The organism is Serratia sp. 1D1416 (assembly GCF_003641105.1).
Classification (GTDB): Bacteria; Pseudomonadota; Gammaproteobacteria; order Enterobacterales; family Enterobacteriaceae; genus Serratia; species Serratia ficaria.
Genome location: NZ_CP032738.1, coordinates 2,708,226 through 2,724,475, shown reverse-complemented (window position 1 = coordinate 2,724,475; position 16,250 = coordinate 2,708,226). Strand labels below are relative to the sequence as shown.

At 54.4% G+C, this 16,250-nt stretch carries 19 protein-coding genes; all 19 read right to left on the bottom strand.

The genetic code is table 11. The features are described 5' to 3' along the window. Positions 1-2 precede the first annotated feature (2 nt). On the bottom strand, positions 3-752 hold the full coding sequence (locus D7I37_RS13010) for a phage minor tail protein L (RefSeq protein WP_129543797.1): 750 nt from the start codon (positions 750-752) through the stop codon (positions 3-5). An 8-nt stretch (positions 753-760) separates the two neighbouring features. Next, positions 761-1,114, bottom strand: a complete 354-nt coding sequence (locus D7I37_RS13005) for a phage tail protein (RefSeq protein WP_129543796.1) — start codon at positions 1,112-1,114, stop codon at positions 761-763. Beyond that, positions 1,114-4,239 (bottom strand): phage tail tape measure protein, encoded by a 3,126-nt coding sequence (locus D7I37_RS13000; RefSeq protein WP_129543795.1) that lies wholly within the window; start codon positions 4,237-4,239, stop codon positions 1,114-1,116. The genes D7I37_RS13005 and D7I37_RS13000 overlap by 1 nt, the downstream gene beginning before the upstream one ends. Continuing rightward, the gene (locus tag D7I37_RS12995) at positions 4,220-4,531 is read right to left on the bottom strand and encodes a phage tail assembly protein T (RefSeq protein ID WP_129543794.1); all 312 of its coding nucleotides are present in this window, start codon (positions 4,529-4,531) and stop codon (positions 4,220-4,222) included. Before D7I37_RS12995 ends, D7I37_RS13000 begins: the two co-directional genes overlap by 20 nt. A gap of 20 nt (positions 4,532-4,551) precedes the next feature. Continuing rightward, positions 4,552-4,959 carry a phage tail assembly chaperone G gene (gene gpG / locus D7I37_RS12990; protein WP_129543793.1) on the bottom strand — a complete coding sequence of 136 codons (408 nt, stop codon included), beginning with the start codon at positions 4,957-4,959 and terminating at the stop codon, positions 4,552-4,554. 45 nt (positions 4,960-5,004) lie between these two features. Further along, a complete protein-coding gene (locus tag D7I37_RS12985; protein ID WP_129543792.1) occupies positions 5,005-5,742 on the bottom strand; it encodes a phage tail protein in 738 nt (245 codons plus the stop codon). A gap of 11 nt (positions 5,743-5,753) precedes the next feature. After that, the gene (gpU, locus tag D7I37_RS12980; RefSeq protein WP_129543791.1) at positions 5,754-6,155 is read right to left on the bottom strand and encodes a phage tail terminator protein; all 402 of its coding nucleotides are present in this window, start codon (positions 6,153-6,155) and stop codon (positions 5,754-5,756) included. Further along, complete coding sequence (locus D7I37_RS12975; RefSeq protein ID WP_129543790.1) at positions 6,152-6,715, bottom strand: phage tail protein; 564 nt, start codon at positions 6,713-6,715, stop codon at positions 6,152-6,154. The genes gpU and D7I37_RS12975 overlap by 4 nt, the downstream gene beginning before the upstream one ends. 10 nt (positions 6,716-6,725) lie before the next feature. After that, entirely contained in the window at positions 6,726-7,001 is a 276-nt protein-coding gene (locus tag D7I37_RS12970; RefSeq protein WP_129543789.1) for an ATP-binding protein, read from the bottom strand. Further along, a complete protein-coding gene (locus D7I37_RS12965; protein WP_129543788.1) occupies positions 6,994-7,314 on the bottom strand; it encodes a DUF2190 family protein in 321 nt (106 codons plus the stop codon). Before D7I37_RS12965 ends, D7I37_RS12970 begins: the two co-directional genes overlap by 8 nt. 85 nt (positions 7,315-7,399) lie before the next feature. Then, a complete protein-coding gene (locus D7I37_RS12960; RefSeq protein ID WP_129543787.1) occupies positions 7,400-9,424 on the bottom strand; it encodes a ClpP-like prohead protease/major capsid protein fusion protein in 2,025 nt (674 codons plus the stop codon). Beyond that, positions 9,366-10,877, bottom strand: coding sequence for a phage portal protein (locus tag D7I37_RS12955; protein ID WP_129543786.1), 1,512 nt, complete (start codon positions 10,875-10,877; stop codon positions 9,366-9,368). Before D7I37_RS12955 ends, D7I37_RS12960 begins: the two co-directional genes overlap by 59 nt. Next, entirely contained in the window at positions 10,874-11,089 is a 216-nt protein-coding gene (locus tag D7I37_RS12950; protein ID WP_129543785.1) for a hypothetical protein, read from the bottom strand. Before D7I37_RS12950 ends, D7I37_RS12955 begins: the two co-directional genes overlap by 4 nt. Next, complete coding sequence (locus D7I37_RS12945) at positions 11,086-13,197, bottom strand: phage terminase large subunit family protein (protein ID WP_129543784.1); 2,112 nt, start codon at positions 13,195-13,197, stop codon at positions 11,086-11,088. The genes D7I37_RS12950 and D7I37_RS12945 overlap by 4 nt, the downstream gene beginning before the upstream one ends. Further along, positions 13,187-13,696 carry a DUF1441 family protein gene (locus D7I37_RS12940; protein WP_129543783.1) on the bottom strand — a complete coding sequence of 170 codons (510 nt, stop codon included), beginning with the start codon at positions 13,694-13,696 and terminating at the stop codon, positions 13,187-13,189. The genes D7I37_RS12945 and D7I37_RS12940 overlap by 11 nt, the downstream gene beginning before the upstream one ends. A gap of 291 nt (positions 13,697-13,987) precedes the next feature. Next, a complete protein-coding gene (locus D7I37_RS12935) occupies positions 13,988-14,236 on the bottom strand; it encodes a DUF2560 family protein (protein WP_129543782.1) in 249 nt (82 codons plus the stop codon). 199 nt (positions 14,237-14,435) lie between these two features. Continuing rightward, positions 14,436-14,969 (bottom strand): hypothetical protein, encoded by a 534-nt coding sequence (locus tag D7I37_RS12925; RefSeq protein WP_129543781.1) that lies wholly within the window; start codon positions 14,967-14,969, stop codon positions 14,436-14,438. A gap of 265 nt (positions 14,970-15,234) precedes the next feature. Beyond that, positions 15,235-15,624 (bottom strand): DUF2570 family protein, encoded by a 390-nt coding sequence (locus tag D7I37_RS12915; RefSeq protein ID WP_129543779.1) that lies wholly within the window; start codon positions 15,622-15,624, stop codon positions 15,235-15,237. Continuing rightward, a complete protein-coding gene (locus D7I37_RS12910; RefSeq protein ID WP_129543778.1) occupies positions 15,621-16,247 on the bottom strand; it encodes a glycoside hydrolase family 19 protein in 627 nt (208 codons plus the stop codon). Before D7I37_RS12910 ends, D7I37_RS12915 begins: the two co-directional genes overlap by 4 nt. Positions 16,248-16,250 lie beyond the last annotated feature (3 nt).

Sequence of the window (16,250 nt, the reverse complement as noted above, 5' to 3'; positions counted from 1 at the left end):
CCTCACCTCTTCAGCAATGCGGAGCCGGGGAAACCGCCGAACGGCAATTGTTCGGTATCGCCCCACCGTTTTTTGCAATCGCTGAGCAGACCGCCGCAGACGTCTTTTGACGGATCGTCAACCGGGTTGCCGTCTTCATCAAAATACCGCGTTCCTGTGTATCCACATGATGCCCCGCGATATTGACCACGGATACACCAGGTGCACAGGCTATGGATTTGCCGCGTGGGGATTTGAATACCCTGCAGGTCTGCCGGCGAAGAAAGCTGGAACTCAATGACTTCATTATCCTCGCTGCTCTTGCTCTCGATATAGAACACGTCCAGCTTTTCCTTGGTCGGATCAGCCTCTGCATTGCCATTCGGGAAATTACGCACGTCAAGATATTGAGAAAAAGTAAAGTGCCGGATTACCTTGGCCTGTGCCATGTTCTGATATGCCAGACACATAGCTGAAATGGTTCCGTCCAGATTGGCCACACGTAACGTTGGTGTTGGTGCGCTGCCGTCGCTGGTCACTTCAAAACCCGTCGCCTCAACTGGCCACGGCTTGTATTCCTGCCCCTGCCACCAAATAGATTTTGCCGGGAGTTGATCAGGGTCTCCGCCGCTGGCTATCAATTCTTCTTCGGTGTAGGGGATCGGATAGTTATGGAAAAACAGCTCCGGCCCGTCGAACATGCTGCCGTCAACATGGAACAAATACACTTTGCTCCCCGGCCGCAGCAGCTGGAGATCAGCATTGATTGACATAATTTTTCCTACGGATGGTATGCGCGGGTGAATGTGACCGTCAGGGTGTAATTACGCCCCTGAGTATTGGCAAAAGTTGGCGTGACGGTAAAAGCCCCCGCATCGTAGAGCCCCAGCTGGTACAGCGGATTACGCCACTGGAATGAACGATATCCTTTGTGCTCCTGCAAAAACTCCACGATCGGCCCGATGAATGACCAGGGGCCGGTAAACGTTAATGGCCAGCTTTCCTTCTCGCTGTTGATGCCATCACCGGTCACCTGTTTGTAACCATCACCAAATTGAACTTCCCTTACAACTGGTTCAAACTCCCCCGCTGGACCATAACGTGATGGGAATCCGAATGTTTTAAGTTGTGCCATTAGCCCCTCCCACCGCGAATAGCTCGATTTAACACACCGTTTTGGCTGAGATCTTTATCCCTCAACTCACGGTATTTTTTCGCCACATAATTACCGATATCAGCACCAAACGACTCCAGACCAGGCGCGGTTTGCTGCTGTGATGCCTGCCCGTTACTGTCTATGTTTATATTCACCTGTGGTGCAGCGCCGGACGCGCCTGCCGCGGCAGTGTTATACGCACTGACCCCCAAACGACCATCGGGACCGCGCTTCAGGGGCAATATCCCCTCGGCGCCCGCCTCCCCCATCACACCAGCACCTTTGGCAAACGCGAAGAACGTCGGCTGATTCACAACCTGCCCACTGTATGCACTCAGCGAAGGAGACGAGTAAACGCCCCCTTTGGCGTTAGCGAACATAGGGACAGCACCGGGATTGTTACCAGCACCGCCGGAAAAAGCGCCGAAGAGACTTTGCAGTCCGCTGGAAATAGCCATCCGGTATGCAATACGTGACAAATCAGCAATGATTGAGGTGGTAAAACTGCGGAATGTGCTTTTCCCCGTAGTGGAGAACGAAACCAACGCATCCTCCATCCCAGAAAATGCCCCTGTGAAGAGCGATTTGGTCATACCGGCAGCGTCAGCCGCCTGATCCTGATAATTGCTCCAGGCAGAAGATGCGCCGGCCATCCAGTCCCCTCGCAGCTTGTCCTCCGCGGCGTAATAATCCTGTGCGGCCTGCAGCTGGCGCTTATAACCGGCATCATTCAGGCTACCTCCCTGGTTTAACCACCCCTGGCTCAGTTGAGCAAAGGTGCTTTCACGCTGGGCGGCACGATCACCCAAGCCGGCACTGCGCTGCAGCGCCTGCTGCTTCTCTGCCATTTGGGTGACATATTTGGTCGAAGCATCCTGCAGTTTGTTGAGCCGCTCCTGTTGGGCGATTTGATCGCCGAGCGCGGCCTTCTGCTCCGCCAGCGCCAGCACTTTATCTTTGCTTGATAACAAGGATTTTTCCTGCGCGGAGAGCTGACGCTTACCGGCGGCCTCCTCCAACACAGCGAACTGCGCCTGTGCTTTCCATAGATCCTTGCGCTGCTGGCTGATCGTGTCATTCAAGCCCGTATGCTGACGCAACACCTCCAGCTGTGACTGCAACGCCAGCAGCTCAGACTGAGAACTGTCCGTCGCCCGTTCCCCCGCAGGGGTACGGTATTGAGGTCCCTTTGGGGTTTTCGGATCCTTAAACTGCTCGTTAATCCGCTGAATCTGCTTATCGCGCTCTGCAGCAGTCTTGATGATGCCGTTGCTGAAGGCTTCATTCGTCTGCCGGATTAATTTCGCGCGCTTCTCTTCCTTGGTCTGTAGCGTGGTAGCCAGGGCATCTTGCTGCTGAGCCAGGCGCAAACGCTCCTGCTCGTTTGCCTTTTGCTGCTGGCCAATTGCCTCAATACCCTTTTCTGCACCGCGGCGCAGACTTAGGGCATCAAGCTGGAAATTGAGCGTATCCAGCTCATCACGCCAGGCTTGCAGTTTGCCGTTTTTCTGGTTGTACCCGGTCCGTTCGGAGTTGGCGATCTGCGCCTGGATGCTTGCTGCCCGGGATTGCAGTTCGGCGACAGCGTCGCCGGCCGTCTTATCACGGAAAACACCGGTAATGGCATCCCACATGCCGCCGGCCATATCCTTCAGCGTTCTCATATAGGACTCAACCGAAGAGAGCTCGGTTTTCATCTTCACAGCAGCGCCGCGCATCGCTTCGGCCGCAAGATCAGAGGCCAGTTTTACGGCATCCATCTGCCGGCCTTGCTCTTCCAGAGACCGAATGTTGGCGTACTGCTCAGCCGTCAGGAAATGCAGGCTTTCATTCAGCGCCAAAATACCCTGGCTGGGATCTTTGGCAATCGCAGTAAATTTGCCGGCCAGGACGTCGAGCCCTTCGCCACTCTCTTTCGAATAGGCGGCAATCGCCTGGCTTACCTGTGAAAAATTAGTTCCTGACGTGGCGCCGGCAGCTATCAGCGCCTTGAGGGAGTCAGTCACTGCAGTAAATGATTGCCCGGCTGCAGTTCCTTGATAAACCAAATCTTGCAGGCCCTGTTTGGTTAACCCGGACACGCCATTGGTTCGCGCCAACTCACGATTAAGGTCGGCGATCCTTTTACTGCTGTCATAGGCGTCATAAGCCAGCAGGCCCATTACCGCAGCAGTACCGCCCAGCAGTAACCGCGCAGGTGTTAACAGGCTGAGAATCGCTTTTAACGCATTCCCGGCGCCGCCAAAACTATCTTTGATCTGGCCACCCTGCTGAATGGCAATCAACCATATGGGCGCACCAGATGCCAGGGAGGTTGTAATATCGGTGATCTGCATTGGCAGCTGGCGCATAGCCATGCGATATTGGCCTGCCGAAATCGCACCACGCTTCCACGCATCCTCCTGCTCACGGATTTTGGCGATCAGCGGCGCTGCCTGCTGAGAAACACCCAGCTGCGCGGCTTTATATTCCTGAATCTGAGCAGCTGTCTTGCCCTGCAGTGCAACCTGTTCGCGTAACTTTTGCAGGTAATCGTCTTTGGCCTGAGCGGCTGCGCGTTCTGCCTGCGCCAATGCGCGCTCTTTCGTCGCCGTTTCCGTCACCAGCGAGAGGTAATCTCCCTGCGTAATGTTTCCGGAAGCCCTGGCTATCCGGATCTGCTCCTGAATGACCCGAAGTTCCTGCAGGCTGTTTTCCGCACCTTTTACCGCATCGATCTGGCGGAAAAATGAAGCTGTCAGGCGGTCCTGCGCATCCCCGGTAACCTGCGATTGCTGTTGCTCTTCACGAAGTCGAGCACTGAGCTCTGCAATGCGTTGATGGGTTTCATCGACGGCCCTAGATGCTTCAGACCATTTCCCCTTCATGCCATCCACGGCGATAGCCTGGCTGGCCTGCATCTTCGTGGTAGCGCCGGCGCTGTTTTCCGCTATCCCGCTAATCGTTGCCGCCTGACGTTCTGCCAGGCGCCGCATACGATCGGTAGATACATCCGCTTTACGGCTCGATTCAAGCAACTGGCGCTCAACACGGCCCATCTGCTCCTGAAACGAGACGGTGTTTGCATCCAGATTGACGACGAGATCAGCAATCTGCTCCGCCATAACGTACCCCTCCGAAAATCCCCTCCCCGATCAACATAAGTTCATCGTCTGTTTGCTCTGTTTCCGGCTCGGGCGGGGTTAATATGCTGAAATTACCGGGATAAATCTCTTCATCACCGGAAGTAAACAGAGCCACCATGGTTGCTTTGAGTGATGAAAACTCAGCATCAAGCAAGGCGTCAGAAAAGCGGTTTTCCCGGTAATATCCTGCCCACTCGCCCAGCTCCGTCGAACTGATCTCTGAAAGCATCCGCCGCCAGTCCGGGCGCTTAAACTCGCGCGCCAGGCACATGGCAAAGTGGATTTCGGAGGCTAGGGCTTTTCCGGGGTGAGATCTTCCTTCGGCTCAGGGAGGGCATGTTCATCGGTATCCGAAGGCTCAACCTCGGCCGGCATCATATCGCTCAGCACCAGGACCTTCTGGCTGCAGCCGGCAATCGCCGCGCCAGACCATTCCTCTAAAATGCGCTGCTGATGTGTTTCAACATCTTGTTTTTTATCACTATGCCAAAGTGACGCAGCCACTAGCCAGGCATTAATACGCAGGCGCATCGTGGTAAAAGCAATGTTTCGGTCAGAATCACTGGTTTCTTCAGGCAGCGCGTCATACTGATCGGCTGATTTTTTAATAAATGAAAGATAATCAATGCGTTGCAATCCAGAGAGTTCACTCACTTCCACTTTCTGACCAGCATAGTCAAACGTGTCTTTTTTCAGCATAAATCCACCAATAAAAAACGCCCCTCGCGGGGCGCTGCATTAAAATTAGGCTACGGTGATCTTGGCAATGGCCACCAGCAGGCCATCGTTTGTCATCCCGATGATGTCCACTGTGCCGGCTTTTACCCCTTTCACTTTGGCCACATTGCCATTTTGAGTTACCGTGGCCGTCGCCGGCGCTGAGGTACTCACACGCAAACCGGCATCAGTCGCATTCGCCGGCAGAACGTTAAAGGTCAAGTCCACCGTCGCCCCGACTGCAACGTTTGCGGTGGTCGGCGCGACGGTCACACCAGTGACAGGCACGACTGGCGAATCGCCGTCTTCGGCAATGTACGGCCGCCCGGTATTGGTCACCTTGATAGAACGGGTGATCACCTCTTTGGCGGTCACGGTTTTACCCAGGCTGCTTACCCAGCCCTTGAACACATCAACGGCGCCATTCGGATACTTGATCTTGTAACCACGTACCTCCCCGGAATGGAACCACGCTACCAGACCTTGCTGGCCGGTTTCGCCGGGCTTCCACGCTAACGTCAGGTTGGCCTCACCGGCGGACTTCGCCCCCTGTGCGGTAGCATTCCAGTCAGCGTCTTCATCATCGAGATAGCTGTCGTCATAGGAGTCAGCAGTGATTTCACCCGGCTGCAGTTCCTTGACCTTCGCCAGACGCCCCCAGTTATCGTCACTGAGCGGGTTGCTGTACGGGTCGCCATTGCCCGTATAAAGCCAAAAAGTTGTCCCGGCGCCTTTTACCGGCGCCAACGGGTTTGGAGTTGCCATTATCAGGCTCCTTACATGGTATAGGTCAGTTGGTAGGAAAGATCGGCGGCGCCCCAGGTGGCCATGTCATCATCCCGTTGGTAGTTGTAACCCACGGGAACCATGGTTTCTGCCAGGCTAGCCATATCAGGAATATCATTCAGGACAGGATAGATTTTCTCTTCTACCCACTGATCCAGCGCTGCATCAGGCTGGCTGGCTTTGAGGTACACCACAACATGCAATATGGCGCGCCAACTGTCCTCATCCAGCGATGCGCCCGTATAACGTGCATCATCAAGAAATACCGCCACAGCCGGTAAATCGTTCTCATCGACGAACGCCGGACGGCCGTCGAAATAGGTTACATCACCCGTGATTGTTGCCCGGCAACGGTCCAATATCGCGTTGCGGATCTCAGCATGCTTAATCATCCAATTTTCCTCACAAGATAAAGCCGCAGCTGGTTTTTCAGGGCATAGCCCATTTCCTTGCCCATATCGGTTTCCAGCAAACGCCGCGTTTCCTCCTGGTAGGCTTTGGTCAGTGGTGTCACCAACGGGATTTTGACGACCTCGATCGGATAACGTGACCGGCCGACACGCCTCATTACATGCCAACGTCCGTTGGCCAACTGCTGAATAAATGCATTGCGGAAGGTATAACGGCCGATCTTCAGCACGCTGCCCTGCTTACCCACAAATCCAACGCGGCGGGATAATTGCATCCGTGCCGCCCCCAGCTTGATCGCAGGCAAATTACCGCGGTTGATCGAGAGCGTCGCCCGCGGCGGGTTTTGTTCGGCACTGGCCCGGCGCAACCGGGCACGCTGCCTGATCAATTTCTGCTGCACCCGAACATCGTCGGCCACCACCTTGGTGCTGCGGCTGATCGCCCGCCCCGCTACGCGGTTCAGCGACTGCGCCGTCGCCCGCGGCACCATGGACTTGCTCAGGGTATTCAAATTACGAATGGCCTGTTCAATGCCTTTCATGCTGATCCCCTTATTCAATCCAGATGTGTGGCTTACCGTTGAAGACCTGATAGCGCGTCACAATGTAGTTTTTCCCATCGAAAATCACTGCATCGTTCCTGACAGGTCGATATCCCGAAGTGAAGACCACCAACGAGATACCGTCCCCGCTCATCGCCTGCAGTTCGGGAATAAAATGTGCTTCAACCGCAATGTGGTCAGCGCCACCCAGCGTGACAGGCTTACCGAGCCGGGATTGCGTGACGCTGTCCATCCGCGCGGCCATCCTGCCAAACGGGTTAGCCATTGATTTTTACCGCAATCACAGTGACGTCTTTCGCCGCGGCTTCCCAGGCATAGCCGGCGGCCACAGCGTCAGTCGCGACCAACTGCACCACGCCATCCTTGATAAACACCTTTTTGCCGACCGGGATTACATCAGCCGCCAATTTAGGCAGTTGAAATACCCCTGAGACAAACCCATCACCGATGCGGCCGCTGGCGATATCCGTGATCGCCACAGCGACCAGGTCCCCCACAATGACTGGGTCGCCACTGGTGATATCCGCCGTAGCCGTGATAGCGATGGTGTTGCCGTTTTGCACGAAGTTCTTAGCCATTTGAAACTCTCCATACGGCCCCCGGAGGGGCCGAATTTCAGGTATAAAAAAAGCCCGTCAGGGCCGTAATGTTTGCGCTGCTGGCTTATTTGCCGGACGAGTACGTCAGGCCGCGATGATCAATCGGGGCAACACCCGCATCAATGCGAACCTTGGTCGCGATACCGTCAGTATTGAAACCCTCTTGCTGATCGATATATGGCACGTCAACGCCGTTGAGATATGCGACCTCGATAGTGTCGCTGCCCTTGGCTGATGCCAGATACCAAGCGGCTGGATCAGCGTCGTCAAGACGCGCTTCACCAATCACCGAAGCAAAGTTTTGAATTGGGTTGATAATGCCGGCATTGATATCAGCCCCTTTCACGCTGGCCGACTTGATTGTCTGACTGGCAATCGTTTCCAGAGCGGTTGGTACCAGCAGGAAGGCCGGGCGAATGTTCAACGAGCGGCCGGTGGTCGATTCTTTCTGCGTACGCATCAGCTGACGGGCTTTATCCAGGTTACCGACATCAATGGCGCCGGTGGTCATGTTTTTGTGGTCAGCGCTAAACAGCTTTTTACCGTCCGACATGACTTTGTTATCCACCAATACGGCGTAAACCAGATCGCCGATCGTCGCTTTTGCCGCGCGGCCCATCTTCATCGGCACATCCGTCAATTGGTTGAGATCGTCGTTGATAATAGCCTGGCGGGTGATAGAGAAAATTTCCCCATAGGTGGCCAGTGCAATTTTTTCACCGCGATCGCCGGTGGTAACGTACTTGTACTCGGCCCCCTCACGTACCTGCCGCAGCGACGGGAACCCACCCAGACCGACGCGGGTCGCGGTTTTAAAGTCTGAAAGTTGGCCTTTTTTGGTCCACTGTTCAAACGTTTCGGCAGCTTCTTCCCACCCCTGCAGAATCGACTTATTCGCCACATCCAGCAGAATGTTGCCAAAATCGGAGGTGCTGTGTGTCAGCGCCAAACCGACCATTTGAACCGGGTTTAACGTCGAAACGCTGATCCCGCGCTCGGTCAGCGACATACGCGCCAACTCGCGCAACGTCATACCGTTATAGGCATTGCTGTTGTCACGATCTTCATAGCCGGCGCGGGCCATCAACATCTGGCGGACACCATCACCAACAATGTTCCCGTTACTGATATGCGCTTGTGCGCCGATCGTGGTTTTGTCTGACGGGGTAGTCCCTTTACCCAGCATTTCCAGCAATTTGTCTTTTGCCGCGGAGACGGTGCAATCAATATCAGCGATGCAGCTCGCCTGCAGCTCCTGATGCTTGCCGCCAAACATGGCAAACAGGTTATTGATATCGGTCACACGGGCCTTTTGTTCTGCCACCACCTGCGCACGGATTGCGGCAGCATCCACGCTATTTTCAGGTGCGGACGGTGCTGGTTGTGACGCAGGCTGCGGAGCCGGATTCGTGCTGTTACGCGGCGGGGTGATCAGGTTACGGATAGAATTTGGCATTTTTTCAAAATCCTCAATGCGTTTGGAATGAATACAGGCCATGGCCTGCAGAGAGGGAGTGACCTGATCAGCGAAACCTAAAGCGAGGCATTCTTTGCCATCCATCCAGGTTTCATCGTCAAGCATGGCGGCGACTTCATCCGCCGACTTTCCTGTTTTGGCGACATAGGCCGGGATCAGCACGTTCTCGACTTTATCCAGCAAGTCGGCGTAATCCCGCATGTCGTTGGCATCGCCGCCGGCGAAGCCCCAGGGCTTATGGATCATCATCATTGTGTTTTCCGGCATGATGACCGGATTGCCTACCATCGCGATCACCGACGCCATGGAAGCCGCCAGGCCGTCAATATGTACAGTGATCGCGGCGCCATGATTTTTCAGGGCATTAAAAATGGCGATGCCGTCAAAAACATCGCCACCCGGGGAGTTGATATGCAGGTTAATTTGGGTAATGTCGCCCAGTGCCTGCAAATCTTTAACAAACTGCTTGGCCGTGATCCCCCAGTAGCCGATCTCGTCATAGATGTAGATATCGGCGGAGCTGTTGGCCTTGGCCTGCATGCGAAACCAGGAGTTATTTCTTCCGGCGTTCGCTTTCGGACGATGACTCGCCCTGTTTCGTTGCTTCGGCACTGGTGCCTCCTTTGTCGTTGGCGGGATCGGTATCAAACACCAGCCCCAGCTTGTCGTTTTCGTCTATTTCTGCCTTGCGCCGGCGCTTAACTTCAGACGGATTTGCACCGCGAGAACGGATCCAGTCGCTTTCTGTTGCTGCACCACCGCGCACCTGCACTTTCCAGCCATTGGCCTCTTTCAGCGGGTCAATCCATGGCATCACCGGGCCGCTGTACACGGCGTTAAACAGTGATTTCATGTCGAGATCAGCCGGCGTTTTTATCGCGCCGGAGGTGATCGCCATCTGCAGCCAGTTTCGGTAATTCGGCCGAGATATCGCGGCCACAAACGAGTCCTGCAGGATGTTGTAACCTTCGAATGACTCCACCAGCTCTTGCCGTTGGGAGGAGTAAGTACCGTTATAATCCCGCGCGATGCTGGAGTAGCTGCCGCGGCTGCCGGCAGATACGGCCCGCAGTTGCCCATTACGGAAGTTTTCAAGGTTGGGATTAGGGCGATCCGACTTGATCATGCCGATTTCTTCACCCGGCTGAAGCCCATCAAAGAGCATGCCAGGGACGATATCCATTTCTCGCTCATCATCAGGTGTGTTATCCCCATCGTACGACTGGCCATCGCCTTTTTTCACGTACATGCCAAGCGCGGCGGCAATACGTGCCGCGGTCAGTTCAGCATCTTCGTAATCCTTCAGCGCACTGAGGCGAACAAGGATCCCGGACAGTAAACTGTTACCCCTGATCTGATGCAGGCGACGCACAAATTTCAGGTGCAGCATGTTTTCGGCGCTGATCTCCTTGGTATCGCCTAATGCTATCCCTGAGGTGGTCAGAGATTTATGGACCTGGTACTTGGTTGGTCGGCCCCAGGCATTCAGGAAAATCCCCTGACAGAGCCCTTTCCCACTGTCATTACTGTCCAAAGGCACAAAATCAGGCTCCAGAGCTTCAAGCCAAAATGGCACGCCGGCCTGCGGGGTCAAGCCCGCGACTTTTCCCTGAACCATCTGACAAAACACTTCGCCGTCCCGCAGCCAGGTGCGTGCCAACAACCGCTCCATTACCGGGCGGGTATATTGCCCGGTGACTTCGGGCGCCACGGACCACTCCGCCCATGCGGCTCGAATTTCCTTGGCCAGATCATCCGCTACCGCCCCCGTTAGCAGGAGTGGCTGGGGCTCAACGATGATGCCGCGCGCACCGACAATCCTTTCCTCCATCTTGTCCAGCAAGCCGATCACCAGATCGTGGTTGTTATCCAGCCATCGGGCCTGTTCACGCAAGGAGCGCCCACCAAACTGCGTCAACTGATTGGCGTTGCGGTTTTCCTTGCGCGCCTTATGGGTTCGCGTCGGCATTACCGCCTCATAGGCAGCAATCTTATAGCGGGCTTGCAGCCGACCGGCTTTCCATGCCGGTGAGAGAATGCCGATCACATCGTCGATAAAACTCATGGTAACCTCGCCACTTTGTACATCGGCCGCCCACGACGCGATGCGATCAGATCACTTAGCCTTCGCTCCCAGTGCGCCCGCCCTTTGCGGATTTCTGATAGGCTTTCCATCGTCATCGATTGGCCGTTAAACGTGATCGACTTCCCCTCCAGAACCGCCTTTTCCGCAGCCACGTAGCTCTGGATCATGTTTTCGATATCGGCCTGATTCATAGCCACCCTCCTGAAGAATTAATGGGCGCCCACGCCGAAGTTTTTCCTTCAGCGCCGACGGAGTCTTTTTGTTCGGTTTCATGTACTGTTTTTTGGCGGGATACTGGTTTTGTTGCAGGTAACGGGGAGGCTGAATATTCAAATGGTTCTGCCCATGGTGGCGGCTTCTCCCATTTAATCTTCTCGTAACCTCGCAAGATCACCAGCGCCTGGGCATAGACCATCAAGTCGAATGCTTCGTTGGCGCCGCGGCCCGGCTTTTTCCACTTCCCATCTGGACCGCGCTCTTCATACGTCAGTTCGTCATAAAACCATTCGCCGATCCAGTCGGGGAAATGCACATAGTTAGCCCCCGGCGTACCACGAAGCAGCGCGTTATTAATCCGATCTTTCAACGCGTTGGTTTGCAGAAGGTAAAGCGGCACATCCCCGCGCGCTTGCGCGCGCCGGTTTGAACGTTCTGTATTATCGGGGAATGTTTTACTGATCAACTTGCTGCGGGTTTGGCTGTCACCCTTGAAGAGATAAACGCGCTTCTGCACCCCATCCCGGCGGCACTTGCGCCAGAATTCGTACGCATTGCCCGTTACACCGTCCTCACCGCCGGAGTCAACGGCCATGGCCAGTACAGGCATTTTTACGTTGGGGTCTTTATCCAGTGGCCAGCATTTATCCAGCACATCCGTGCGCAATAAATCCCAGTCTTCAAGATAAGCGGCCGGATCAACCGGCAGGCTTTCTCCGTTCTTATCGAACCGCATCGACTGCCTGATGTTGTAGCGATCCACCAGCCAGCGCTCGCCATGGGCACCGTATCCCATGACCTGCACGACAAACCGACGATTTTTCCCGCCCTGAACATCCACCGTAGCCACCAGGAAGCGAACCCCTTCGGGAACCGCGCGCTTCGTGACAGCCTCCGCCCGCGCCATCAGTGCATCCGATTTTCGCTGTTCGGTTGCCGACTGCGGCAGATAAGGCAAGCCCCAGTCGGTGTTGATGATAGCTTTCAGCGTTTCCTCGCTGCCATTGGCTTCAAAGTCCTGCTCAGCCGTCAGCAGCTTGTAAACCAGCTGTGCCCAGGTTTGGTACGCCGCCGCCGGCCCTTCCATCCAGAACGAAGCAATGCGTGATCGCCGTGGCTCACCATAACGTTCACGGTTTGCCCTGATTTTCTCCCCATCTTTCAGCCACACGCCGAGGCCGTTCAGTTCACGCTTTTGGTTTGCGGTGATCCGCCCGGCGCAGTGAGGGCATTCCAAATAGGCCGCCTCGCTGGCCATGACCGGATCAGCATGCTCACGGAACCCCGTCATGTTCGATTTAACTGGCTGGAAAAACTCGCCACAGTGTGGGCATGGCCAATACCAACGTCGGCGATCGCCACGGTTATACAGCGACAAGATACCCGTTGTCGGCGGTGCCTCATGTAATGAGCTCTGTCGCCACTTCCCATCGGTGATCTCTCGGCCAGGGGAGCTTTCCACCAGAGTCATGCCTGATGACATAAACGTGGTGGTTCGCTTCGATGCCAGTGAGAAGCCATCCCCCTCACCATCAATATCATCCGGCCAACGGTCATAGTCCGTCAGGGCTACAAATCGATAATCTGAAGATGACATGATGTTGACCGATGGCCACCCGATCTTCAGATAGTTGCCTGCACGGAAGGTTTTATCGTGGACGTTGTTGTCGTTGGTTCGGGGGCTAAGTCGCTGTGCGACTTCCTTGCTAACACGAAACGTCCTGTCGAGGCGCTTTTTCGAGTGCTCGCGGGCCTTCTCTTCGGTCATCTGAATCAGCAGAAAATCAGCCGGATCGCAGACGATGGTATAGACGATCCAGCCGTCAATAAGACCTACCGTTTTCCCTGTTCGCGCCGGGCCGACAAAGACCACCGCATCATACTCGCGCGATGCCAGGCAGTTCATCGGCTCAATAATATACGGGGTGAGCGTCGCATCCCATGGCAGTGAACTCCCGGCGCCCATTGGCACCCGCATATATTTGGCAACAGCCTGCGCCACCGGCATGCGCCGCGGCGGTTTTAGTAATGTGGCCACTTCACGACGCAGGGCGCTGGCCGATGCGTAACAGTTAGCTATCATCGTCTCCCACCTCCACTGTCACGACTTCCGCAGCCAACATTTCCCGCATTTCATCTATGGCGGCCTGGGCTTCAGCTATCTGATCCGGGCGCCAGCCTCGGTCACGCTCCAGCTTATCCGGCCAGGTATCCAGCACCTGTGAAATAGCCTTAACCAGTAGTGCCATTTCCCGGTGCGCTTCCGATGCAGGGAGCAGTTGTTTAAGCGACTCCTCAAGCTTGATCCGCTCATTCTCCGACTGATACCAGTCCTTGCGGTCTTTCGGCCCCATTTTGTTCGGGTTCTGAATATCTTCAAGATCGGCGGGCTCGGCCGCGCCAAACAACACTGGCCCCACGTTTTTCAGGGCATAAACGGGGTTGCCTTTCACCGTGCCGGCGATCGGCGTATTAGCCTCAAGCAGCCGCTTTCTCACCGTGCCGCGGTTCAGCCCAAAAGCCTCAGCAATCTTCGCTACGCTCCAGTTGTAGGCGTCCCCCAGATTGCTGATATTGGACATTGACACCTCACGTTGTCAGGTGAAGTCACGATTTATTTCGTTAACTCAAAGGGTTGCAAGCTGGTCAGATGACAGTGTTATTTTGATTTTGTCACCTGAAATATGTTTTTATTGCTATATATCAATTAGTTATTTCACCTGCTGCTGACAGCATGAAAATTCAAAAACTAGCCGTTTTCCGCGAGGTCGCCGCCCCGTGGCTGGGGTCCCCACTCGGGAGTACCTTTTGATAATGATTATCAATTACATTGATATTGAATCAGCCACTCGGAGGAATGGCTGCTGCAATGCTTACCCTGCTGATGTTTCGAAAAGCATCAGGGCCTCTTTGCTTTCTTGAACTGCCTTTGCTGTACGCGAAATAACATCTGCGTATTCCAGATTGAAGCGGTTGTATTGCATCTGAAATAGCTCGGCTTTGACCGGATCATCTGCCACAAACTCAATGGCTTTCGCCGCTGCTGCGGTGTCGTAACCTACCAGACTCAAGAGATTAAGGCGGATACTCTGGGCTTGGGTAATTTCCTTCGTTTCAATCATTAAACGCCTCCAGTTATGACGGGCATAAAAAAACCCGCCGAAGCGGGCCATTATCGATGTTCTGTTACTTCTTGCCGTTGGCCTCTGCCATTTGGGCGGAACCGGTAGGTAGCCTTTTTCTCACCTCTCGGTAATGAGCCTCCCGCTCACGGAAGTATGATAGATGCTATGTGATGGGCAATAAAACCGCCTTGGGAGGCTAAGAGTCTTTGATCATTTGAATGATAGATTTATGAGGTTTTATGAAGAAGTTATCAGTAGTTCCTAAATTTACAGAAATGCGAATCCTATCTATCTTCCCATTATTTTCTAGGATAAATTTCTTAACATCCTTGCCCCAGTTTATTTTTTCATCATTTTGTATAAAGAAAAGTGCTGATTCGCCATGTTCTAGCTTCTTGGGCAAGTTGCTCCCTTCCGGCTCAAAATCGTGCATAAAGGTAGTATCGCCATCAAAATGCCAAACAATTGAACTTATATTTATAGGCATAATTCCAATATTAGCTATGTGAATACCTATACCTTTCTTCCAACCTGACGTCCTCATTGCTGAAAGAGTTATATCGCATTTAATTCTCGGCTTCGGTCTCATTTTAGCTATGTACAGGGATGTCACTACTGCAGCAAATGTTGCAATACCAGCGAGCCATGTACCAATCATGGACCAATATGCCCACCGAGCAGACTCCCTGGCGGCAAGCATCGACTCATAAGAAATTAAATTAGCTTCCATTTTCACCTCACGATTTTGACAAGGTGATTTTAGTTACCGTCTCTCTGGCTGTCACACCGTTTCTTCTACCACGGTTGACTTTTCCTCTATGAGGCCCTACTCACGTGAAGTTGGATTATTGGGTAATCCGGCGCGCCAAAAGTTCAACGTGGCAATTCGACCAGAGCAAATTTCCAGTGCGGTCTGAAGTGCCAGCGTATAACTCAACGCGTCGCCCCAAGTATTGACTTGCAGCTCTGGCTGCTCGCATGGCAAGAACACGGACTCAGGGGGTAGGCTTATCACCTGTTCTGGCGCCGGTGGCGGTGTTTTGCTGCAGGAGCTCAATAACAGCACCAGGCATAGGCTGAGCAGCGCAGGGATCGTTTTTAATCGCTTCACGGTATTTCCTCTGCAAGATGTCGTGTTGCTGTCGTAGCTGCTGCTCATGCTGCTGTTGTGCAGCCACCAGCGTGCGATTCTGAGCGTCTTGGGCCTGCAGGGTGGTGATCAGCCCTGCCTGCTTGCGGTTCTCCAACTGCGATGTTGAAAGCTGTTGCTGGGTCAGCTGCAGCTCTTTGCGGTAGCCCCAGTTGCTGACGGCCAGCCAGGCGAACAACGCGAGGGCTACTGCCACCAGCACGGCTTTACCGTATGGCAACGGGAACCAGCTCATAGCAGCACCTTTCTGGCGGTATCGAAACGGGCCAGACGGTCGGACAGGCCATTTAAACCGCCATTGATGCGATGAGTTACCCACTCGACATCATCAGGGTTTCGCCCGCAGTCGTTCGACTTCCAATACCAGCCAGCAGAACGCATGCCGTTCAGGTCATCCTCGAGCAGTTCGGGGTGACCAACCAGGTCAAGCTTCAACGCAGGACCGCAGGCCATGTAGTTCTTCAGGCCAGTGGTTTGCATCGGACCGCGGCCCCGGTATTTCCAACCATCACCAGGCTGGGTGTTACCCATTCGGCCACCGTAGACCAGATTGGCTATAGCCTCTTGTTTTGCCGACTGCTGAATGGTGCGGCCCAGCATGGTGCATTGGTAATGGCTCAGGCGCTTAGCCTTCGAGAAGGGGCCAAAGGTGCGCATCAGGCCATCTACGCTGTAGTTGAACGATTCCACCTTCGCCGTGAAGCCGTTCGACTCATGCCCTACCTGGGCGATAAACATTGCCTGCTCAACCGGCTTGTTGATGCCGAACTCTGCAAACGTTGCGATTATGTGCGGATACCAGCGCGCAGCTAATCCGGCGCTGATACCTGCCGCCCGTTGAAATTCGATTTGTGTCATTTT